General features: G+C 62.9%; 20 protein-coding genes. 11 read left to right on the forward strand and 9 right to left on the reverse strand.

The window, feature by feature from the left end; translation table 11 throughout:
• Positions 1-37 precede the first annotated feature (37 nt).
• A complete protein-coding gene (locus tag BFP99_RS12750) occupies positions 38-400 on the forward strand; it encodes a 5-carboxymethyl-2-hydroxymuconate Delta-isomerase (RefSeq protein ID WP_065928199.1) in 363 nt (120 codons plus the stop codon).
• Between the two features lie 15 nt (positions 401-415).
• On the opposite strand, the gene BFP99_RS12755 is transcribed toward BFP99_RS12750, so the two are convergent.
• The 4 genes from BFP99_RS12755 to BFP99_RS12770 all read right to left on the reverse strand — a co-directional run bounded on the left by BFP99_RS12755 (position 416) and on the right by BFP99_RS12770 (position 5,953).
• Entirely contained in the window at positions 416-1,351 is a 936-nt protein-coding gene (locus BFP99_RS12755) for a LysR family transcriptional regulator (protein WP_065947375.1), read from the reverse strand.
• A gap of 137 nt (positions 1,352-1,488) precedes the next feature.
• The gene (locus BFP99_RS12760) at positions 1,489-2,676 is read right to left on the reverse strand and encodes a cyanate transporter (protein ID WP_065947376.1); all 1,188 of its coding nucleotides are present in this window, start codon (positions 2,674-2,676) and stop codon (positions 1,489-1,491) included.
• Between the two features lie 212 nt (positions 2,677-2,888).
• Positions 2,889-4,331: an aldehyde dehydrogenase family protein gene (locus tag BFP99_RS12765; RefSeq protein ID WP_065947377.1), complete on the reverse strand. Its 1,443-nt coding sequence runs from the start codon at positions 4,329-4,331 to the stop codon at positions 2,889-2,891.
• A complete protein-coding gene (locus tag BFP99_RS12770) occupies positions 4,328-5,953 on the reverse strand; it encodes a 5-guanidino-2-oxopentanoate decarboxylase (protein ID WP_065947378.1) in 1,626 nt (541 codons plus the stop codon). Before BFP99_RS12770 ends, BFP99_RS12765 begins: the two co-directional genes overlap by 4 nt.
• Before the next feature lie 111 nt (positions 5,954-6,064).
• Between BFP99_RS12770 and BFP99_RS12775 the strand changes: the two genes are divergently transcribed.
• Positions 6,065-6,946 (forward strand): LysR substrate-binding domain-containing protein, encoded by an 882-nt coding sequence (locus tag BFP99_RS12775; protein ID WP_065947379.1) that lies wholly within the window; start codon positions 6,065-6,067, stop codon positions 6,944-6,946.
• A 100-nt stretch (positions 6,947-7,046) separates the two neighbouring features.
• Here the strand turns inward: BFP99_RS12775 and BFP99_RS12780 are convergent, their stop codons facing one another.
• Positions 7,047-7,661, reverse strand: a complete 615-nt coding sequence (locus BFP99_RS12780) for an NAD(P)-dependent oxidoreductase (protein WP_065947380.1) — start codon at positions 7,659-7,661, stop codon at positions 7,047-7,049.
• Between the two features lie 34 nt (positions 7,662-7,695).
• Entirely contained in the window at positions 7,696-8,559 is an 864-nt protein-coding gene (locus BFP99_RS12785) for an MBL fold metallo-hydrolase (RefSeq protein WP_065947381.1), read from the reverse strand.
• A 107-nt stretch (positions 8,560-8,666) separates the two neighbouring features.
• Between BFP99_RS12785 and BFP99_RS12790 the strand changes: the two genes are divergently transcribed.
• Both BFP99_RS12790 and BFP99_RS33270 read left to right on the forward strand, forming a co-directional pair.
• A complete protein-coding gene (locus BFP99_RS12790) occupies positions 8,667-9,572 on the forward strand; it encodes a LysR family transcriptional regulator (RefSeq protein ID WP_065928191.1) in 906 nt (301 codons plus the stop codon).
• 100 nt (positions 9,573-9,672) lie between these two features.
• Positions 9,673-9,849 (forward strand): hypothetical protein, encoded by a 177-nt coding sequence (locus tag BFP99_RS33270; protein ID WP_162844255.1) that lies wholly within the window; start codon positions 9,673-9,675, stop codon positions 9,847-9,849.
• Here BFP99_RS33270 and BFP99_RS12795 read toward each other — a convergent pair.
• Entirely contained in the window at positions 9,842-10,720 is an 879-nt protein-coding gene (locus BFP99_RS12795) for a helix-turn-helix domain-containing protein (RefSeq protein WP_065947382.1), read from the reverse strand. The two genes, BFP99_RS33270 and BFP99_RS12795, sit on opposite strands and share 8 nt — an antisense overlap.
• Positions 10,721-10,909: 189 nt before the next feature.
• Between BFP99_RS12795 and pobA the strand changes: the two genes are divergently transcribed.
• Both pobA and BFP99_RS12805 read left to right on the forward strand, forming a co-directional pair.
• The gene (gene pobA, locus BFP99_RS12800) at positions 10,910-12,094 is read left to right on the forward strand and encodes a 4-hydroxybenzoate 3-monooxygenase (RefSeq protein WP_174562733.1); all 1,185 of its coding nucleotides are present in this window, start codon (positions 10,910-10,912) and stop codon (positions 12,092-12,094) included.
• A 66-nt stretch (positions 12,095-12,160) separates the two neighbouring features.
• A complete protein-coding gene (locus tag BFP99_RS12805) occupies positions 12,161-13,678 on the forward strand; it encodes an MDR family MFS transporter (RefSeq protein ID WP_065947383.1) in 1,518 nt (505 codons plus the stop codon).
• 242 nt (positions 13,679-13,920) lie between these two features.
• Here BFP99_RS12805 and BFP99_RS12810 read toward each other — a convergent pair whose 3' ends face one another.
• The gene (locus BFP99_RS12810) at positions 13,921-14,757 is read right to left on the reverse strand and encodes a cache domain-containing protein (RefSeq protein ID WP_065928187.1); all 837 of its coding nucleotides are present in this window, start codon (positions 14,755-14,757) and stop codon (positions 13,921-13,923) included.
• Positions 14,758-14,807: 50 nt separating this feature from the next.
• Positions 14,808-15,581 carry a transporter substrate-binding domain-containing protein gene (locus BFP99_RS12815; RefSeq protein ID WP_065947384.1) on the reverse strand — a complete coding sequence of 258 codons (774 nt, stop codon included), beginning with the start codon at positions 15,579-15,581 and terminating at the stop codon, positions 14,808-14,810.
• Positions 15,582-15,928: 347 nt separating this feature from the next.
• On the opposite strand from BFP99_RS12815, the gene BFP99_RS12820 reads away from it, so the two are divergent.
• The 5 genes from BFP99_RS12820 to BFP99_RS12840 all read left to right on the forward strand — a co-directional run bounded on the left by BFP99_RS12820 (position 15,929) and on the right by BFP99_RS12840 (position 20,586).
• The gene (locus tag BFP99_RS12820; RefSeq protein ID WP_065947385.1) at positions 15,929-17,299 is read left to right on the forward strand and encodes a glutamine synthetase family protein; all 1,371 of its coding nucleotides are present in this window, start codon (positions 15,929-15,931) and stop codon (positions 17,297-17,299) included.
• A gap of 101 nt (positions 17,300-17,400) precedes the next feature.
• Positions 17,401-18,000: a class I SAM-dependent methyltransferase gene (locus BFP99_RS12825; RefSeq protein WP_027604278.1), complete on the forward strand. Its 600-nt coding sequence runs from the start codon at positions 17,401-17,403 to the stop codon at positions 17,998-18,000.
• A gap of 122 nt (positions 18,001-18,122) precedes the next feature.
• Complete coding sequence (rnd, locus tag BFP99_RS12830) at positions 18,123-19,256, forward strand: ribonuclease D (RefSeq protein WP_065947386.1); 1,134 nt, start codon at positions 18,123-18,125, stop codon at positions 19,254-19,256.
• Entirely contained in the window at positions 19,253-19,546 is a 294-nt protein-coding gene (locus tag BFP99_RS12835) for a YcgL domain-containing protein (RefSeq protein WP_027604276.1), read from the forward strand. Before rnd ends, BFP99_RS12835 begins: the two co-directional genes overlap by 4 nt.
• Positions 19,547-19,653: 107 nt before the next feature.
• Positions 19,654-20,586, forward strand: a complete 933-nt coding sequence (locus tag BFP99_RS12840; protein ID WP_027604275.1) for a D-2-hydroxyacid dehydrogenase — start codon at positions 19,654-19,656, stop codon at positions 20,584-20,586.
• The last annotated feature ends 7 nt before the right edge of the window (positions 20,587-20,593 follow it).

Genomic DNA, 20,593 nt, shown 5'->3' on the forward strand with positions numbered 1-20,593 from the left:
ATCTACAGACTTTCCTACGAATGACTCGGAGTCATCCATGCCACACCTGCACTTGGAATACACCGCCAACCTGACAAGCCTGGCCGTCGAGAAAACCCTGTTGCGGCTCAACAATGTGCTGATGGCGTCCGGGCAGTTCGGTTCCGAGTTCGATATCAAAAGCCGCGCTGTGAAGCTCGAGAGTTTTCAGGTGGGCACCTCCCTCAACCCACGCGGTTTCATCGCGGTGAAGCTGTCACTGCTCAGCGGGCGGTCGCCGCAGGTCAAGCAACAATTGTCGCAAAGCCTGCTGGCAGCGTTGCAGGATCTGGGCGACTGGCCGGCGGATCTACAGGTTCAGCTCAGCGTCCAGCTGGTCGACATGGATCGCGACTCCTACAGCAAAGTCGCCATCGGCTAATCCTCGCCACAGAAGTTAGAGTAATCCCTGATCCGCACACACCTTCACCACCTGTTCACGAAACCAGGTATTGGCACTGTCCTGTTCACTGCTTTCATTCCACTGCATATCCAGGGTGAACCCCGGCAATCCGTTGGGGGCCTCGCAGTGGCCGAACACCGTCGACGGTGCCAGCAGTTTCTGCACGCGGCGCGGCAGGGTGACGATGAAGTCGGTGCCGGTGATCATCTTCAGCGCCGCGCTGTAGCTGTTGGCGCGGGCGATCACCTGGCGCTTGTGGGCCTGGCGCGCCAGCCAGCCGTCGATCATGTTGGTGTCGGAGGTCCATGGCGTGGGGAACACGTGGCGCCGCTCGACGAACGATTGCAGGCTGAATGCCGGCTCGCGCGGTGCCGAGCGTTTATCGAAGACGCACACCAGATCGTCCTCCAGCAGCATCTGGGTCTTGAAGTCTTTATGGGCGCGGTGAAAGTGCGGTCCGAAGCAGATCACCAGATCCAGACGGCCCTCGCGCAGGTCGTCGGCGGGGATGTCGGCTTCCAGTTTCTGCACATTGACGATCACCGGCAGGTCGGCGCGGTCGAAATGCTTCAACAGGCGCGGCAGGATCAGTTGTTCGAAGTACTCCGGCGCGCAGACATTGAAGGTCACGGCCTTCTGGGTCGGGTCGAAGGCCTGGCCACCGGCATGGCACAGGTTGATGCTTTCGAGGATCTTCTGCACATGGGCGTACATGGTGGTGGCCTTGTACGTAGGCCGCATGCCCGCCCGCGTGTTGATAAACAGCTCGTCTTCAAAACTGGTCCGCAGTTTCTTCAGGCTGTAGCTCACGGTGGACTGGCTGACGAACAGCGTTTCTGACACGTCGGTAACGCTGCTCTGGTCATAGACGGCGATAAACACCATCAAGTCCTGCATATCGAGTTTTCTGAGCAAGTTACTGTTTAACATCGGTTTCGTCCGTAAACCCCATGTACCGAAGTCAGTACAAGACAGCGCGAAAGCTTAACGGAACGGCCGTGCCAATAGAAAGCTCTGTAGGGCGTTTCAATGTTTTGCGTGGGACAAATACTGTTTGCAACACGACGTCAGCGAATATGTTGTGCGTAATGCCTTGGGTTGAAGCGCGTGACGATCAGCAGCATCACCACGACCACCGCCGTCAACGACCACCAGGCCCATTCGAAGCTGCCCAGCTGGTCACGGATCATCCCGGCGATCAGCGGCGACAGGCCGGCAATCAGGTAGCCGATGCCCTGCACGAATGCGGTAAGGCTCCCCGCGCGACGCGGGTTGTCGAGGTGGTCGAGGGACAGGATCAGGCTCATCGGGAACAACCCGCCGATACCCAGCCCCAGCAGGCACGGCCACAGCAAACTGAGGTGTTGCGGGCTGAGGATCAGGCCGCAGAACCCGAGGATGATCAGCCCCAGCAACACCGCCACCACCCCGCGTTTATCCCGGCGGCGGTTGGCGATGGCCGGCGCGACCAGGCCGGACACCACCTCCATCGCGGTCAGGAAACCCAGCAACAAACCGGCATTCTGTTCGCTCCAGCCTTGCTCCACGTAGTACGGCGCCAGCCACGCCAGCACGCAGGTGTAGGACGCCGTACCGAGGCCGAAAAAGATCGCCAGCAACCAGGCGCGGCCGTTGCCGAAAAACGATTCCTGAGGGCCGGCGGCGGCTTGGGGCAACGGTGGCAACACCGAGCGCTGGGCGTACCAGAACACCAGGGCCAGCAGCGCCAGAAACGCCCAGATCGCCAGGCCGATGCGCCAGCTGCCGGTCTGCACCTGCACGAAGGGGGAGAACGCTGCCGCCAGCGCCGCGCCGCCCATGATAGCGGTGACGTAGAGGCCCATGAACAACGACACGTTGTCGCTGAACCGCGACTTGATCAGCGCCGGCATCAACGCCTGGATCATGGCGATGCCCACACCGGCGGCAATCGCGCTGACGATCAATTCCAGGGCCGAATCCAGGAACAATCGCGACAGCGTCGCCACGCCAATCACCAGCAGTGACAGCACAATGCTGCGGTGCTCGCCAACGCGCTTGGCCAGGCCCATGCCAAAGAACATCGCCAGGCCCATGGCCATGACCGGCAACATGGTCAGCAACGCCGCGCTGCTGAAACTCAACGGCACCTCGCCGCGAATCGACGACAACAACGGCCCCACGGCGGCCATCGACGGCCGCAGGTTAAGGGCGACCAGCACGACGCTGATCATCAGCCACACGGCGGTGGTGGGTTTTGCCTGAACGTTTTCCATGGGCCTGCCTTGAATGAACAAGGGCGAATCAGGCCACGCATGGGGGAGGGGGGCAAATGAGAAAGTCGCAGGGGCTATCTAAAAATTGCGGTTAACTGAAACACCGCAAGTCAAAGTGTGAGAGCGGGCAAGCCCGCTCACCACAGTTACAGTGTTCCTCCTTAACTGACTGGCATTAGGTGCAAGCTCCCTCCCATATTTGTTCTGCGTCGTCAGTTGGACCGGATCACGTGCTTGATTTCCTGAAACGCCGCCAGGCCCCACGGCCCCAGCTCACGGCCGATACTGCTCTGCTTGTAACCACCCCACGCCGTCTGCGGGAAGATCACCTGCGGGGCGTTGATCCACACCAACCCGGCCTGCAAGGCATTCGCCACGCGTTCGGTGGTCTCGACGCTACGGCTGACCACGCTGGCCACCAGGCCGAAATCGCTGTCGTTGGCCAGGGCAATGGCCTCTTCCTCAGTGGCAAAAGGTCGTACACACAGCACCGGGCCGAAGATTTCTTCGTTCCACAATGCACTGTCCAATGGCACGTCGGTAAACACGGTTGGGCGAATGAAGTAGCCCTTCGCCAGGTTCGCCGGGCGTTCGCCGCCACACACCAATCGCGCGCCAGCCTCGACGCCCCGTTGGATATGCCCCAGCACCCCCTGATACTGCACGCGGTTGATCAACGCGCCCATTTCCACGTCATCGGCAAATGGGTCGGCGACGCGAATGCCTTCAGCCCGTGCCTGCAAACGCTGCAGGAATTCATCCGCCAGGCTGTCGGCCACCAGCACGCGGCTGGTGGCGGAACACATTTGCCCGGCGTTGAAAAAACCACCGCCACACGCCAGCTCCACCGCCAGGTCGAGGTCGGCATCCGCCAGTACCAGCAGCGAAGATTTACCGCCTAATTCCAGGCTCACGCCCTTGATGGTTTCCGCTGCACGTTGCATCACCTGCACCCCCACGGCGTTGCTGCCGGTGAAGGAAATCTTCGCCACGCGACGGTCTGCCGCCAGCGGTGCACCAACGGCCAAGCCGGTGCCGCAGACCAGGTTGAACACCCCCGCCGGGCAGCCCGCGTCAGCGATGATTTGCGCCAGCTGCAACTCCGCCAAGGGCGTGACTTCCGAGGGCTTGAGCACTATGCAGCAACCGGCGGCGAGGGCCGGGGCGAGTTTCCAGGCGGTGGTGACCATCGGGAAATTCCACGGCACGATCAACCCCACCACGCCGCACGGCTCACGGCGCAGGCGCGCGCTGAAGTCATCGCTGGGCAGCGCCACCGGACGATCCTTTCCGGCGTCCATGTCGTCGGCGATACCGGCGTAGTACTCGAACGTGGCGATCACGTCGTCCACATCGATGCCGGCTTCAAACAGCGGCTTGCCGTTGTTGCTCGATTGCAGGTGCATCAACTGTTCGCGCTGCGCGCTGACGCCTTGGGCGATTTTGCGCAGCAGGCTGGCGCGATCACGGCCGCTACTTTTCGACCAGTCGATAAAGGCCGCGCTGGCTGCATCCACGGCCTGGGTCACGGCCTGCCCATCGCCGACGCTGACACGGGCCAGGGTCGCCTCGGTGGCCGGGTTGATCACCTCCAGCACGTCATGGCCGGCACGCCATGCGCCGTCGATATACACACCGTTCATTACTGCGCTCATACCGCTGGCTCCTGCATCCATAGGTCCTGGTCGATCTCAATCAGCGTCGGCCCCGGGCGATCGGCGGCGGCGCGCAAGGCGTTGCGCAGCTGTGCAACGCTGTGAGCGCTGTCGGCAGCACTGCCGAGGGCCTTGGCCACGCCGATAAAATCCGGGGTGTAGATGTCTACGCCGACCGGTTCGATGGCGCGGTTGAGCATGTATTTCTTGATCTCTTCATATCCCTGGTTATTCCACAGCAGCACGATGATCGGCGTGCGCGCTTCCACTGCGCTGGCCAGTTCCGGCAGGGTGAATTGCAGCCCGCCGTCACCAATCAAACACACCACCGGTTGCCCATCGCCACGGCCCAACCAGGCGCCGATGGCGGCCGGCAGGGCGTAGCCCAAGGTGCCGTAGCCGGTGGAGGAATTGAACCAGCGGCGCGGGTGATCGAGGTTCAGGGTCAGGTTGCCGCTGTACACCGGTTGGGTCGAATCGCCCACCAGCACGGCGCCCGGCAGTGCCTCCAGCACCGTATTGAGGAACAGGGTTTGCGCGCGGGTGGCGGCGTCCCAGGTGGTGGCCAGTTCGGCCCACAACCGGGCGACGCGCTGAGCGCCCCAGTCGATGTGGCGGGGGCCCAGCGGCGTGCGGTTCAAGTCGGCCAGCAAGGCATCGGCGGCGATCCTTGCGTCGGCCACCAAGGCGAGATGCGGCGGGTAGTTGCGCACGGTCTGGTCGGGGTCGATATCGACGCGCAGCAGCGCACCGGGTATCTCGAAGCCACCGGCGAAGGTCACGTCGTAGTCGGTCTCGGCCAGCTCGGTGCCGATGGCCAGTACCACATCGGCCTCGGCCACCAGCGCGCGGGTAGCGACCAGGGACTGAGTCGAGCCTATCAGCAGCGGATGCTCGGAAGGCAGCATGCCCTTCGCATTGATGGTCAGGGCCACCGGCGCGCCGAGGGCTTCGGCCAGGCGGGTCAATTCGGCGGCCGCTTCAATCGCGCCGCCACCGGCCAGGATCAGCGGGCGTTTGGCGGCGGCGAGCAACTGGCTCATCTGCTTGACCGCCGCCGGTGCCGCACCGGCACGGGCGATGCTGACCGGTTGACTGCCGAGCAGTGCATCGGCGTTTTCCACCAGCACATCCAATGGAATCTCGATATGCACCGGGCGCGGCCTGCCGGCCTGGAACAACGCAAACGCCCGCGCCAGCACGGCGGGCAACTCCGCTGCCGACATCAAGGTATGGGAGAACGCCGCCACGCCGGCCATCATCGCGCCCTGGTTCGGCAGCTCATGCAACTTGCCGCGCCCGCCGCCCAACTGGCTGCGCGATTGCACGCTGGAAATCACCAGCATCGGGATCGAGTCGGCGTAGGCCTGGCCCATGGCGGTGGTGATATTGGTCATGCCCGGGCCGGTGATGATGAAACACACGCCCGGTTTGCCACGGGTGCGCGCGTAGCCGTCGGCCATAAAGCCGGCGCCCTGTTCGTGGCGCGGGGTGACGTGGCGGATGCTCGAGCGGGCCAGGCCGCGATACAGCTCCACGGTGTGCACGCCGGGAATACCAAACACCTGGTCCACGCCGTAGCTTTCCAGGAGGTTGACCAATACTTCGCCACAGGTCGCCATAGGTGTCGCTCTTGTTATGGATTCGTGGCGGTATTGGAACGGCTGGCCCGTAGCGGCAACAATCGATAAAAAGTCATACTAGCCATGTCCTCACGTCATGGCTGCGCCCTTATGAAACGCCTTCCGCCCCTGCCCGCGCTGCATACCTTCTGGGTCACGGCCCAGTGCTGCAACTTCACCCGCGCCGCCGAGCAACTGCATATCACACAAGGTGCGGTGAGCCGGCAGATCGCCGGGCTGGAGAGCCATTTGGGCTACGCCTTGTTCCAGCGCCAGGCACGGGGGTTGAGCCTGACCGAAGAAGGTCGCGAGTGGTCGCAACGGGTGCAGCAGGTGTTTGGCCTGCTCGGTGACGCGGTGGAGCAGATCGGCAATCGCCGCCATACCCTGCAAATCAAGGCCTCCACCTGCGTAATGCGCTGGTTGTTGCCGCGCCTGATGCAATGGCAGCGGGAGCGCCCGGACGTTCCGGTGGAACTCACCACCACCGTGGCCTACAGCGTGGATTTTCGTCGCGAGCAATTCGACGCGGCGGTGATCTATGCGCCCATCGCCGAGCAATCGGCCGAGGCGCGGCATTTGTTCGATGAGCAACTCACCCCGGTCTGCGCACCGGCGCTGCTCGCCGGTTTGCACACCCCGGCGGACTTGCAGCAACAGGTGCTGTTGCACCCCACACGGGATGAGCGCGATTGGGCGCGCTGGCTCCAGGCGGCGGATACGCGGTTGAGCAACGTGAGCCAGGGGCATCATTTCGAGACGTTGGACTTGGCGATGAACGTGGCCTCCCAGGGCTCCGGGGTGGCGATGGGCGACAGTGCGTTGATGGGCGAGGATCTCAAGGCGGGGCGCTTGGCGATGCCGTTTGAACTGCGGGTACCGACGGGGAAGGGGTACTACCTGGTGTATCCGCCGGGGACGGTGCCGTCGGCAGGGCTTGAAGCGCTGATGAACTGGCTGGTTGATCAGGCAACCTCCGCGAAAATCCCGTAGCAGCTGCCGAGCGCAAGCGAGGCTGCGTTGCGGTGTGTCAGGTACACCGCTGACGCAGCCTCGCTTGCGCTCGGCAGCTGCTACGGGAGTGGGAGGGAGGTCAGTAACCGACGGTGAAGCGCTGGCGCGAGTGCTTCGGTGTTTCCACTTCATCGAGCATGGCGATGGCGTAGTCGGCAAAGCTGATCGAGCTGCTACCGTCACTGCTCACCAGCAAGTCATCCTGGCCCAGACGGAATTTACCGGTGCGCTGGGTGCCATCGAACAAGGCCGACGGCGACAGGAACGTCCAATCCAGGTCCTTTTCCTGACGCAGCACGTCGAGAAACGCGGCCCCTGCACTGGCTTCGGCTTTGTATTCCGCCGGGAAGCCCTCGCTGTCGATTACACGTCCGCCACCGGGCAGCAGCAACGAACCGGCGCCGCCCACCACCAGCAGGCGTTTCACCCCGGCTTTTTTTACCGGGCCGATCACGGCGCTGGCGGGCAGGGTGGCGAAATGTGCCGCGCTGATCACCACATCGCTGCCGCTGATGGCTTGTTCCAGGGCATTGGCATCCAGTGCATCAACCTGCTTGACGGTGACGCCGGGGCGTACAGCCAGCTTGTCGGTGTTACGCGCGATAGCCACCACGCTATGCCCACGACGCAGGGCTTCTTCCAGCAATTGGCTGCCGGCACGGCCGGTGGCCCCAATGATTGCGATCTTGCTCATGATGTTCTCCAGTACGGTCAGGGTTTAAAGGCATTCACCACTTCATTTCGCCCTTGGCGACTTTGGCGCTCAGTTCCAGCGAGCTTTCGTCGGCGAGGGTGGGGTAGCGCTTTTTCATGGCCGCGATCAGGGCGGCGGCGTCCTTGGCCTTGGCGGTTTCTACGTCGAAGGCTTTGATGTAGTCGGCAGTAAAGGCCACGGCTTGCAGTGACGGCGTGCCCAGGTAGTGGCCAGGAATCACCGTGTGTGGCTTCAACTGTTCGATGCGTTGCAGGGTCGCAAGCCAGTCTTTATGGGATTGCGCGCTTTGAGTGTCGGCCATCCACAGGTGAATGTTTTGCGCGACCACCACGCCCCCGACCACGGCCTTGATCGACGGGATCCACACGAAGCTGCGGTCCGGCTGCGGGCCATCCAGGCCGATCACCTCCAGTTGCTGCCCTTCAAGGGTCAGGCTATGGCCTTGCAGCACCTGGGGCACGATGGTTTTGCCCGGTTTGTCGGCACCCATTTTCGGGCCCCAGAACTCAAGTTTGCCGGCCACGGTGGCGTTGATATGGTCGACCACCGGTTGCGGCGCCAGCACCTTGGCGTCGGGGAACGCGGCCGTCAGGGTGTCGAGGCCGAAGTAGTAATCCGGGTCGCCATGGCTGATGTAGATGGTGGTCAGGTGTTTGCCGCTGGCGCGGATCTTCTGCACCAGTTGCTCGGCCTGGCCCTTGCCGAATTGCGCGTCCACCAGGATCGCGTCTTTGGCACCGCTGACCAGCACCGAGCTGACCGGGAAGATCGCCGCCTCGCCCGGGTTGTAGACATCCAGGGTCAGGTCGGCCGCCGCTGCATGGCCGGCAAACGCCAAGGCAGCGGTGAAGGTCAAGCGCTTGAGGGTTGAGAACATCGGGCAGCTCCAGCAGTGGATTCAAAGGATGCACAGAGCTTAGTTGCACTAAACCGAACTAAAAATGCGATGCTGGGACATAGTTTGTTTCTGAAATCGGGCAAATCATGGATCGTCTTCAAGCAATGCGCGTGTTTGTCACGGTGGTGGACCTGGGCAGTCAGTCCGCCGCCGCCGACCATCTGGACCTGTCGCGCCCGGTGGTGTCGCGTTACCTGGCCGAGCTGGAAGACTGGGTCGGCGCGCGCCTGTTGCACCGCACCACCCGCAAGCTCAGCCTCACGGCGGCCGGTGGCGAAACCCTGCCACGCTGTCGGCAACTCCTGGAGTTGTGCGGTGATATGCAGGCCGCCGTCAGTGAGCCCGATAAGGCGCCCCGTGGCCTGTTGCGCCTGAGTGTCAGCACCTCGTTCGGCCAGGCGCAATTGGCCGAGGCCATTGCCGAGTACGTCAAGCGCTATCCCCTGGTGACCATTGACCTGCAAATGCTCGACCGCACGGTGAACCTGGTGGACGAGCGCATCGACCTGGCCATCCGCACCAGCAACGACCTGGACCCCAACCTGATCGCCCGGCGCCTGACAGTCTGTCGCTCCGTGGTGTGCGCAACCCCGGCCTACCTGTTGGAGCACCCGGCGCCGCAGAAAGTCGAGGACCTGGCCCGGCACAACTGCCTGACCCATTCGTACTTCGGCAAAAGCCTGTGGCATTTCGAGGAGCACGGCGAGCACGTCTCGGTGCCGGTGCACGGCAATATCACCGCTAACGAAGCCAGTACGTTGTTACGCGTGACGCTGGCCGGCGCGGGTGTGGCGATGCTGCCCAGCTACCAGGCCGGCGATCACATCCGCCGTGGTGAACTGGTACGTCTGCTACCCGAGGCCGAACCCCGGCAGATGAACATCTACGCGGTCTATGCGTCACGCAAACACATGCCTTCGGCGCTGCGCAGCCTGCTGGATTTCCTGGTGGTGAGGTTCCCCGAGGAGCCGGTGTGGGATAGGTGTCTTTAGGGCGACATAACCCTGTTGAATGTCGCCCAATAATGGCAACTCGCCCTGGTTGACCTATGCTTTAAACAGCACCCTGTAGATCCGCTCAGAGGTCTGTGCCATGAGCATTAAAACCCGCAAATACCTGATGATTTTCTTCCTCTGCGCCTTGGCGACCGGCCTGTATGGCACCGCCGCCTACCGCGTGGAGCAGACCCGGATGCAGCCGACCTTTGCGATCAGCTGCCATCAGGACCAATGCGTTCCCCACACCGGCAGTTTCAGTGCACTCAGGTAGACGGCTGTTCGGCCTTGAGTTGCTCGCGAAACGCCTTGGGTGAGAACCCGACCCGTCGGCGGAACAGCCGAGAGAAGTTGGTCGGGTCGGAAAAACCCAGTACTTCCGACATTTCGTTGATGGTCATGCTGGTGTAGGTCAGCAGGCGCTTGGCCTCGAGTAATTGACGGTCATGCATGATCTGCAAGGCAGGCTGCCCGCCCAGTTCCCGACACGTCCCATTCAGGTGTGAGACCGAGATACCCAGTTTGTGGGCCAGATCCTCAATCTTCGGGTGTTCCCGATAGTGCTGTTCAACCAATTGCGTAAAGCGCCGGAAATACTCGCGGCCCCTTGGCGCGCGCGGGTGGCGACGCTGGATGGCCTGGCGGCTGATCCACACCAGCAGCACACTGACCAGCGCGTGCATCAGCATGTCCCGGGCCGGTTGGTCGTCGGCGTATTCGTCCTGCAGGCGGGCGAACTGGCTGTTGAGGTAATCACTGTCCTTGCCCGCCGGGTAGCTGCCCAGGGTCTGCAAACCGCCTGCCGTTGCGCCCAGTTGGGCTTGCAAGTGGCTGACCAGCGGTGCCGCCAGGGTGACTACATAGCCTTCCACATCTTCGGCAAAGCGAAACCCATGCACGCACAACGGCGGCAATACCTGCAGCGTGGCTTCGTTGAGGGTGGTGCGCTGGCCTTCGATTTCCAACTCGGCCTGGCCTTTGTGCACGTACAGCAGTTGGCACAGATCCGCGTGCCGGTGGGGCTGGATTTCCCACTGGTATTCCCGACTGCGCCGGGAAATGGTTTCGCAGTGCAACAAATCGGGGGTCGGCCATTGCTGGCTTTCTCCGTAAAGCTTGAAGACCGGAATCGCGGTGTTGGTCATGGTTTCAATCCGATACTCAGGACAGTGGTGCGGTAATCGCCCAAATTGGCAAAAAGCGCAGGTTTTGTCGCAGTTTTCACCTTCTTATACTGCGCACTCAAGTGAAAACTGTCAGCCACAAGATCAATGACAACTCTTTCACTCGATCCGTTCGGGTGGAACTTGCGGGCGATAAAAATAATGAAAACCCTGAAAACCCAAGTCGCCATTATCGGCGCCGGTCCCTCCGGACTCTTGCTCGGCCAGCTGTTGCACAACGCCGGTATCCAGACCCTGATCCTGGAGCGCCAGAGTGCCGACTACGTACAAGGCCGTATCCGCGCCGGGGTGCTGGAACAAGGCATGGTCAACCTGCTGCGCGAGGCGGGCGTGAGCCAGCGCATGGATGCCGAAGGCCTGGTACATGATGGCTTCGAGCTGGCGCTGGACGGTCAACTGACCCACATCGACCTCAAGGCGCTGACCGGCGGCCAATCGGTGATGATCTACGGCCAGACCGAAGTCACCCGCGACCTCATGGCCGCCCGCGCCGCCGCTGGCGCCACCACGCTGTATGAAGCGCGCGACGTGCAGCCCCATGATCTTAAAAGTGATCGACCCTGGCTGACGTTCGAGCATCAGGGCCAGGCGTTTCGCCTGGAGTGCGACTACATCGCCGGTTGTGATGGGTTCCACGGTGTGGCGCGCCAGTCGATCCCGGCTGAATCGCTGAAGGTGTTCGAGCGTGTCTACCCCTTCGGTTGGCTGGGCATCCTTGCCGACACCCCGCCGGTGCACGCGGAACTGGTGTACGCCAAGCATTCACGGGGCTTTGCGCTGTGCAGCATGCGTTCACCGACGCGCAGCCGCTATTACCTGCAAGTGCCGGCCGAGGAGCCGGTAGGCGAATGGTCGGACGAACGCTTCTGGGCGGAACTGAAAACCCGGCTGCCCAACGCTTTGGCTGAACAACTGGTCACCGGCCCCTCCATCGAAAAAAGCATCGCGCCCCTGCGCAGTTTTGTGGTGGAACCGATGCAGTACGGGCGCCTGTTCCTACTCGGCGATGCGGCCCATATCGTGCCGCCCACCGGGGCCAAGGGCTTGAACCTGGCGGCCAGCGACGTGAGCACCCTGTTCCGGATTTTGCTCAAGGTGTATGGCGAGGGGCGCGTGGACTTGCTCGAACGTTATTCCGCCATCTGCCTGCGCCGGGTGTGGAAGGCCGAACGGTTTTCCTGGTGGATGACCTCGATGTTGCATCAATTCCCTGAGTCCGACGGATTCAGCCAGCGCATTGCCCAGAGCGAGCTGGAGTACTTCATCCACTCCGAAGCCGGGCGCCAGACCATCGCGGAAAATTACGTCGGACTTCCTTACGAGCCTATCGAATAGCCTGCTATCGTATCGAGCATTCCCGCGGGCTGCCTTTTCCCGCGGGCCCTGCTCGAAGGTTCTGCCGTGACTCAGCTCAATCAGCCCGCGCCACCGCTCCCCGCGGTGCGCAGTATTCTCGCCTCGTTGATGATGGCGATCTTCCTCGGTGCCCTGGACCAGACCATTGTCGCCGTGTCCATGCCCGCCATCTCCGCGCAATTCCACGACGTCAACCTGCTGGCCTGGGTCATCTCCGGTTATATGGTGGCGATGACGGTGGCGGTGCCGATCTACGGCAAGCTCGGCGACCTCTACGGGCGGCGGCCGATGATGCTGATCGGCATGGGCCTGTTCACCGTCGCTTCGTTGTTCTGCGGCATGGCCCAGAGCATGGAGCAACTGGTGCTGGCGCGGGTGCTGCAGGGCATCGGCGCCGGCGGAATGATCTCGGTGAGCCAGGCGATCATCGGCGACATCATCCCGCCCCGTGAGCGCGGGCGCTATCAGGGCTATTTCAGCAGCATGTACGCAGTGGCCAGCGTGGCCGGGCCGGTGTTGGGCGGCTACATGACCGAGTATTTATCCTGGCGCTGGGTGTTCCTGATCAACCTGCCGCTGGGCGCCGGTGCCTGGTACGTGGCCCATCGCACCCTGGTGGGGCTGCCGGCGCCGCAACGCAAGCCGATCATCGATTACCTCGGCACGGTGCTGATGATCATCGGCCTCACCGCCTTGCTGTTGGGCATCACCGAAATCGGCCAGGGCCATCATTGGCGTGACAGCCAGGTGCTGGGGCTGCTGGCCTGTGCCCTGGTGGCATTGACCCTGTTCGTCTGGCACGAGCGCCGCGCCCGCGAGCCCTTGCTGCCGATGCACCTGTTTGCCAACCGCAGCGCGGTGCTGTGCTGGTGCACGATTTTCTTCACCAGCTTCCAGGCGATCTCCCTGACGGTGCTGATGCCCCTGCGCTTTCAGACAGTGACCGGCGGCGGTGCCGACAGCGCCGCCTTGCATTTGCTGCCCCTGGCGATGGGCCTGCCCATCGGCGCCTATTGCGCCGGGCGCATGACCTCGGTGACAGGGCGTTACAAACCGATGATTCTCAGCGGCGCGCTGTTAAGCCCGCTGGCGATCCTGGGCATGGCCTACAGTGCGCCCCAGGATATGCTGCTGACCGGCGTATTCATGTTGCTGTGCGGGATCGCCGCCGGCATGCAGTTTCCCACCTCCCTGGTGGGGGCGCAGAACTCGGTGGAGCAACGGGACATCGGCGTTGCTACCAGCACCACCAACCTGTTCCGCTCCCTGGGCGGCGCGGTGGGGGTGGCGTGCATGTCGGCGTTGCTGCTGGCGTTGTTGCAGGACTCCAGCTTCGCCAATCTGGCCAGCGGTGCGCTGGTGGCCGAAGGCGGTTCCGGCAACGTGCTGCTTGACGGCCTGAACGCCGCGCCAGGCCCGGCGCAGGATGCCCTGCGCGGGGAGCTGGGGGTGACGTTCCGGCATTTGCTGCTGATGAGTGCGGGGGTGTCGCTGCTGGGGTTGGCGGCGGCGATCGCGATGCCCAATCGCGTGCTGCGCGGGCGGGAAGACAAAACTCGCTGACTGACACAATAGAGACCTAATGTGGGAGGGGGCTTGCCCCCGGAGGCCATGGGTATCTACACAACTTTTCAGCCCCTGACAAATCTCCTTGTGGCTAGCGGGCTTGTCTCTGAAAATTGTGTAGATACCCATGCCCTGATGGCGGTGGTTCAGTTGGAACATCTTCGACTGACACACTGCCATCGGGGGCAAGTCGAATCGTCGCACCGGCCCTCCCACATTTGAATGCATTCCAGTTCAGATCAGGGGCTGTAGTAACCCACCGCAACCATGAAATGCCCGCTCTTGCGGATATACGCATGCTTGTTCTCGACCTTGCCCGTCACCGGGTTCTTCCAACGGTATTTGTATTCTCCCTGGTCCTGCTCGGCCATCAGCTTGAGGATCGGCTCGCCCACCGGCTTGCCGTCGGGGTCCTTGATCTTGCTGAAATCGGTGTTGATCAGGCGCAGGTTGGTGCCATGGGCCACGTAGCGCTGGGTGTTCAAGTCCACCACAAACACATAGAGGTCATCCTGCAGGAAACCGCCCTGCAATGAGTTGATGGCCTTGAGCGTGCCGGCTTCATCCTTCACCAACGCGTTCACCGCCTTGTTGCGCAGGGCCCGGGCCTGTTCCGGGGTGGCGCGCGGCAGGTAATAACCCACAGCGAGGATGCGCTGGCCGACGCGCTGGTAAAACACATGCTTGTGCTCGACCTTGCCGTCGTTCCAGTTCTGCCAGCGGTAGTCGGCCTGTTGGATACCCTGGCCTTCCGGCACCTTGAGCGCGTCCTTGAATGACTGGCGCAACTCCGGCCCGAGTACCTCGGACACATCGCGGCCGATCAGGGCGGAGGAGGGCCCGCCACTGGCCAGCAGCACGCCCTGGGTATCGACCACGAACACATAGCGGTCGTGGTCGATGAACTCGCCCTGGCGGCTGAACGCCGCAAAGGCCTTGTCACCGTTGGTCTGGTAGTAGGCCAGGGCTTTTCCCAGCAAGGCCTTGGCGGCCTGGGCGTCCTCACCCGGCGTGTCGGCGTGCACCTGGCTGAAACACAACAGCAGCAGCCAGGTGGCGCGGAGCAATCCCTTCATGTTCCGTCCCTCGTTCTTATTGATGTGACCACAGCGTAGACGGCCATGGCTCAGGGCGCCGCCAACCATTGGCTGACGATGCCGTCGTAGACGCCGGTGGCCACGCTCAGGTGCAACCACTGGTCGACATAGCTCTTCCACGCCACATCATCGCGGGGCAGCAGGAAGGCTTTTTCGCTGTACTGCATCTGCCGCTCCGGGTTGACCGCGCACAACCCGGGCTTTTGCTTCTGCTGGTAACGCGCCTCGCTGGCGTCGGTGATCATCACGTCGGCCTTGCCGGCCAGCAGTTCGTCGAAGATGGTCACGTTGTCGTGCAGGCGGATTTGCGCCTGGCCCAGATGGGCGCGAGCGAAGACTTCGTTGGTGCCGCCCGCCGGTTCGATCACGCGCACCTGGGGCTGGTTGATCTGCTCCACGGTCTGGTAACGCTTGACGTCGGCGCAACGCACCAGCGGAATCTTGCCGTCGACCCCGAGGGACTGGCTGAAGAAGGCTTTTTTCTGGCGTTCCAGGGACACCGAAATCCCGCCCACGGCAATGTCGCAGCGCTGGGCGAGGAAGTCCGGCATCAGGGTTTTCCAGGTGGTGGGCACCCACTGGATCCTGGCATTAAGGCTCTTGGCCAGGGACTCGGCCATGGCAATGTCGATGCCTTCATAGCCGCCATCGGCGCGCAACGAGGTGTAGGGCTTGTAGTCGCCGGTGGTGCAGACGCTGAGGGTGCCGCGCTCAAGCACCTGGTCAAGGCGCGAGGGGGCGGTGTCGGCCAGGGCGGAGGTGGCCAGGCTTGCCAGTACGCACAGGGTTATCGTTGTTTTCATGCGATCGAGTCCTTGGGGCATGCTCGGGGGCGGTCATTATTTCCAGCAGCAAGGCCAGGTAGCAAGGGGCGTTGAATGTTTAGCCAAGTCGCAACCAAACTCCATCAACCCTGAATTTAAACACCTATGCGGGCGTGTGACGCTGGGCGCATCTCTATCATTGTGATCCACCCATGGGCGGCTCTTCCGACACTCACCCTGCGACACTGCCCTCCGAGCTCGCCTTCTGGGCCCTGTTCCACTGCCGCCACGCGCGCCCGCCAGACCCCCTTCTCCTACGCTGATTTACCCCACGGATGACGCACCCTTGTGCGCGCCTGCCTGAAACAAACGTACGAGAACCCCCCATGAGTGTTTTTGCCAGCCTGCACGAAGCCCACGCCTTCCTTGAACAGCATCCGGACATCGAGATGTTCGAGCTGTTTATCCTCGACAACAACGGCGTGCCGCGCGGCAAGTTGCTGCACCGCGACGAATTGCTGGCGGTGTATGAAAGCGGGCGGCCGCTGCCCAGCACCATCCTCGGCCTGACCATCAATGGCGACGATGTGGAAAATTCCGGGCTGGTGTGGGAAGTGGGCGATATCGACTGCCGCGCCTACCCGATCAGCGGCAGTTTGCAGCGCATGCCGTGGCGGCTGATCCCGACCGCTGCGGTGCAGGTCAGCATGCACCCCACCGAAGGCCTGCCCGCCACCGTGGCCGACCCCCGGCATTTGCTGGCCAAGGTGATCGAGGGCCTGAACGCCGACGGTTATTACCCGGTAATGGCGGCGGAGCTGGAGTTCTACCTGCTCGACCAGAAGCCCGACGGCAATGGCCGCCCGCAACCCGCACGGGACGTGGACGGCGGGCGCCCACGCGCAACCCAGGTCTACGGCCTGCGTGAGCTGGAGCAGATCGAACCGTTCCTCGCCGACCTTTACAGCGCCTGCAAACTGCAAGGCATTCCGGCGCGCACGGCGATCTCCGAATACGCCCCGGGCCAGGTGGAAATCACCCTGGAACACCGCGCCGACGCCCTGCAAGCCATGGACGAAGCGGTGCGCTACAAGCGCCTGGTCAAGGGCGTGGCGCACAAACACGGCATGGCTGCGTGCTTCATGGCCAAGCCGTTCGATGACCTGGCGGGCACCGGCATGCACATGCACGTCAGCCTGGCCGACGCCGAGGGCAACAACCTGTTCGCCAGTGAAGCCGCCGACGGCACGCCACTGCTGCGCCACGCAGTGGGGGGCATGCTCAGCACCCTGCTCGATTCACTGCTGATGTTCTGCCCCAACGCCAACTCCTATCGCCGTTTCCAAACCAACAGCTATGCGCCGCTGGCCGCCACCTGGGGCGTGGACAACCGCACCGTCAGCCTGCGGGTGCCCGGTGGTCCGGCCCATTCCCGGCATATCGAACACCGCATTTGCGGCGCCGATGCCAACCCTTACCTGGCGGCGGCCGCGATCCTGGCGGGCATCCACCGTGGCCTTCGCGAACAACTCGACCCCGGTGCCCCGGTGGAAGGCAACGGCTACGCCCAGGCCAAGGAATTGCTGCCCACCGATTGGCTTACCACCCTGCGCGCACTGGAGGCTTCAAGCTGGGCGCGGGAGGCGTTCGGCAGCGAGTTCCTGGGCGTGTACCTGGCGGTGAAACATGCTGAATACCGCCAGTTCATGGGCGAGGTGGGCGAGCAGGACTGGCGTTGGTATCTGCATCAGGTGTGATGGTTTTTACGCTGGTGAGGGCTTCGACCTTTTTTTCACGTTGCAAGGGTTAAGCTGCGAATCAAGGTCGTTCACTACCGTTTCAGTCACATGAGCCTGCGATGTCGCCACAACCTCCTTCTTCCATCGAGATCGAATACGCCGAACGCTGTGGCCTTGAGCACGCCAGGGTCTGCGGTGACACGCGCCCGCCCGGTCTGCGCCAGCGCCTGGCGTCATGGCGCGACGAGTGGTTGGTGCGCCAGGCGCTCAAGGTCGCTGGCGAGCCGGGGCTCATCCTGGACCTGGCCTGCGGCTCGGGGCGCTTCTGGCCGGTGTTGGCCGAGCACGTCAACCGGGTGATCCTGGCCTCGGACAATTCCCAGGACATGCTCGACCACGCCCGTAGCCACCATCCGCCGTCATTGCTCAAGCGCGTCAAGACCTTTCAGGGCTCGGCATTTTCCATCGGTTTGTCGGCGAATGCGGTGGATTGCATTTTCTGCCTGGAGTTGTTTCGTCATGTGCCCAGCAGCGAGGGGCGCATGGCGTTGCTGCGCGAGTTTCACCGGGTCAGCCGCGACACGGTGATTGTGTCGGTACCCTCGCGTACCGCCGTGGAAGAGGAATTTCGCCAGGCCGGGTTCAAGGTCTTGAGTCAGCAGGAATTCATGCCGGGCTCCAGCCTGTGGCGGGTCTACGTTCTTCGTAAGAAAGGATAACTCCCACTTGTCGGACTATTCTTCATCTCCTGTCTGAGTTTTCATGGTTGCCTGTGCACTGCGGATGCTCGCTAGCCCCGTTCGCGATATATACTGCGCGCCATTCTTCAAGGGAGAGCCGTGTGGCCATCGATATTCACTGGATCTGCGACAACGATAGCCTCGGCCAGCATTGCGCCGAATGGCAGCAGTTGCCATTCGTCGCCCTCGACACCGAATTCATGCGGGTCGACACCTTTTATCCCATTGCCGGGCTGATCCAGATCGGTGATGGCGTACGCGCTTACCTGATCGATCCCCTGACCATCGACAACTGGCAACCCCTGGCCGCGTTGCTGGAGAACCCGACGGTGATCAAGGTGGTGCACGCCTGCAGCGAAGACCTTGAGGTGTTGCTGCGCCTGACCGGCAGCCTGCCGGTGCCGTTGTTCGACACCCAATTGGCCGCCGCCTACCTGAACCTCGGCTTCTCCATGGGCTACTCGCGCCTGGTGCAAGCCGTGCTCGATATCGAGTTGCCCAAGGGCGAGACCCGCTCGGACTGGCTGCAGCGGCCATTGTCCGAGACCCAGGTGAGCTACGCCGCCGAAGACGCCGTGCACCTGGCCGAGGTCTACATTCGCCTGCGCCCGCGCTTGTCGGATGATAAATACGCCTGGGTCCTGGAAGACGGCGCCGAACTGGTTGCCAACCTGCGCCGCGAAGTCGACCCGTACGAGGTCTACCGTGACGCCAAGCTGGCGTGGAAACTCTCCCGTGCCCAGCTTGCCGTATTGCGTGAACTCTGCGCCTGGCGCGAGCAGCAGGCCCGCGCCCGCGACCTGCCGCGCAACCGCATCATTCGCGAACACTCGCTGTGGCCCCTGGCCAAGTCCCAGCCGGACAACCTCGCCGCCCTGGGCAAGATCGAAGACATGCACCCGCGTACCGTGCGCCAGGATGGCCAGTTCCTGTTGGACCTGATCAAGCGTGCCGGCAGCGTGTCCATGGACCAGTGGCCGCCGGCCGTGGCTGAACCGCTGCCGGTGGACGCCGCCACGTTGATCAAGCAACTGCGCGCCCTCGGCCAGACATTCGCCGAGCGCCTGGAGATGGCGCCGGAACTGATGCTGCGCAAGAAAACCCTCGAAGCCCTGGTTAAAAGTGGCTTCCCCGATGGGCCTTACCAATTGCCAGACTCGCTGCGTGGCTGGCGCCGCGAGTTGATGGGCCAGGCGCTGCTCGACAGCCTGGCCCCTGCCGGAGAACAGCCTTGAAACGTATTTGCTCGATCTATCGCAGCCTGAAAAAAGACGGCATGTACCTCTACGTGCTCAAAAGCGACGCCCTGGAGCGCGTGCCGGAGCCCTTGATGGCGGCGTTCGGCAAACCGCACCACGCCTTCGACATGGTGCTGACGCCGGAGCGCAAGTTGTCCCGCGAAGACATCATCGTGGTGCTGGAAAACCTCGACAAGCAGGGCTATCACCTGCAAATGCCGCCGGCCGAGGACGAGTACATCGAGCACCTGCCCGAAGAGCTGCTGCGTCGCAACGACCCGATGTGATCGGGCAGTGCCTCGCCCGGGGCACAGGTTTCAATGGAATCGTATTAGTGGGCGGTGGCCGTAGGGAAGCGGGCGGCCGTCTGCACTGTTTTTGAAAGGTTTGAACCATGCGTGTTCTGATTGCTGAACAGGATCACCCGCTCTACGCCCAATTGCTCAATGACGCGGCGCCGGACCTGGAGGTGCTCACCAGCGGCGACTCGGCCGAGCTGTCGCGCCTGGCCGCCGATTGCCCGGTATGGCTGGGCCAGCCGGACCTGTTGGCGACGCTGTTGCGCCAGGGACACCAGCCGCAGTGGCTGCAATCGACCTGGGCCGGCATTACGCCGCTGCTGGCCGAAGGCTTGCCCCGCGACTATCGCCTGACCCGCGCCGTCGGTATTTTTGGCCAGGTCATGGCCGAATTTGTCCTCACCTACATGCTGGGCCACGAGCGCGAAGTACTGGCGCGACTGGTCAGCCAGGTCGAGCGCAAGTGGGACAGCCGCACCGGCCAGAGCCTGGCGGGGCGCAAGGCGTTGATCGTGGGTACCGGTGACATCGGCCAGCGTGTCGCCGAGTTTCTCGTGCCGTTCGGCGTCAAGCTGTACGGCATCGCCAGCACTGCGCGAGAACAAGCGCCGTTTATCGAAGTGGCCGGGCTCGACCAACTGGGCCGGTTGGTGGGGGAGGTGGACTACGTGATCAACCTGCTGCCCAACACACCGAACACCCATGACCTGTACGACGCAGCGCTGTTCAAGCAGTTCAAGCCGACCGGTTTGTTCATCAACGTCGGGCGCGGTGTGGCGGTGGTGGATGCCGATCTGGTCGAGGCCCTGAAAGAAGGGCACCTGGCCGGCGCGGTGATCGACGTGTGCCGCCAGGAACCGTTGCCGCAGCGCCACCCGTTCTGGACCGCCTGGGGCCTGCTGTTGACCGGGCACAGCTCCGCGCCGACCTCGCCGCCGATGATGGTGGAGCTGTTCCTGGAAAACCTGCGCGCGTACAAGGCCAAGCAAGCCTTGCGCGGGGAAGTGGATTTCGAGCGCGGTTACTGAGGCGGCG

Source organism: Pseudomonas sp. 1 R 17, assembly GCF_900067035.1.
Classification (GTDB): Bacteria; Pseudomonadota; Gammaproteobacteria; order Pseudomonadales; family Pseudomonadaceae; genus Aquipseudomonas; species Aquipseudomonas marginalis.

Coding starts and splice junctions, on each gene's coding strand:
- BFP99_RS12750 (WP_065928199.1), top strand. CDS start 38: ATGCCACACCTGCACTTGGAATACACCGCCAACCTGACAAGCCTGGCC.
- BFP99_RS12755 (WP_065947375.1), bottom strand. CDS start 1,351: ATGTTAAACAGTAACTTGCTCAGAAAACTCGATATGCAGGACTTGATG.
- BFP99_RS12760 (WP_065947376.1), bottom strand. CDS start 2,676: ATGGAAAACGTTCAGGCAAAACCCACCACCGCCGTGTGGCTGATGATC.
- BFP99_RS12765 (WP_065947377.1), bottom strand. CDS start 4,331: ATGAGCGCAGTAATGAACGGTGTGTATATCGACGGCGCATGGCGTGCC.
- BFP99_RS12770 (WP_065947378.1), bottom strand. CDS start 5,953: ATGGCGACCTGTGGCGAAGTATTGGTCAACCTCCTGGAAAGCTACGGC.
- BFP99_RS12775 (WP_065947379.1), top strand. CDS start 6,065: ATGAAACGCCTTCCGCCCCTGCCCGCGCTGCATACCTTCTGGGTCACG.
- BFP99_RS12780 (WP_065947380.1), bottom strand. CDS start 7,661: ATGAGCAAGATCGCAATCATTGGGGCCACCGGCCGTGCCGGCAGCCAA.
- BFP99_RS12785 (WP_065947381.1), bottom strand. CDS start 8,559: ATGTTCTCAACCCTCAAGCGCTTGACCTTCACCGCTGCCTTGGCGTTT.
- BFP99_RS12790 (WP_065928191.1), top strand. CDS start 8,667: ATGGATCGTCTTCAAGCAATGCGCGTGTTTGTCACGGTGGTGGACCTG.
- BFP99_RS33270 (WP_162844255.1), top strand. CDS start 9,673: ATGAGCATTAAAACCCGCAAATACCTGATGATTTTCTTCCTCTGCGCC.
- BFP99_RS12795 (WP_065947382.1), bottom strand. CDS start 10,720: ATGACCAACACCGCGATTCCGGTCTTCAAGCTTTACGGAGAAAGCCAG.
- BFP99_RS12810 (WP_065928187.1), bottom strand. CDS start 14,757: ATGAAGGGATTGCTCCGCGCCACCTGGCTGCTGCTGTTGTGTTTCAGC.
- BFP99_RS12815 (WP_065947384.1), bottom strand. CDS start 15,581: ATGAAAACAACGATAACCCTGTGCGTACTGGCAAGCCTGGCCACCTCC.
- BFP99_RS12820 (WP_065947385.1), top strand. CDS start 15,929: ATGAGTGTTTTTGCCAGCCTGCACGAAGCCCACGCCTTCCTTGAACAG.
- BFP99_RS12825 (WP_027604278.1), top strand. CDS start 17,401: ATGTCGCCACAACCTCCTTCTTCCATCGAGATCGAATACGCCGAACGC.
- BFP99_RS12840 (WP_027604275.1), top strand. CDS start 19,654: ATGCGTGTTCTGATTGCTGAACAGGATCACCCGCTCTACGCCCAATTG.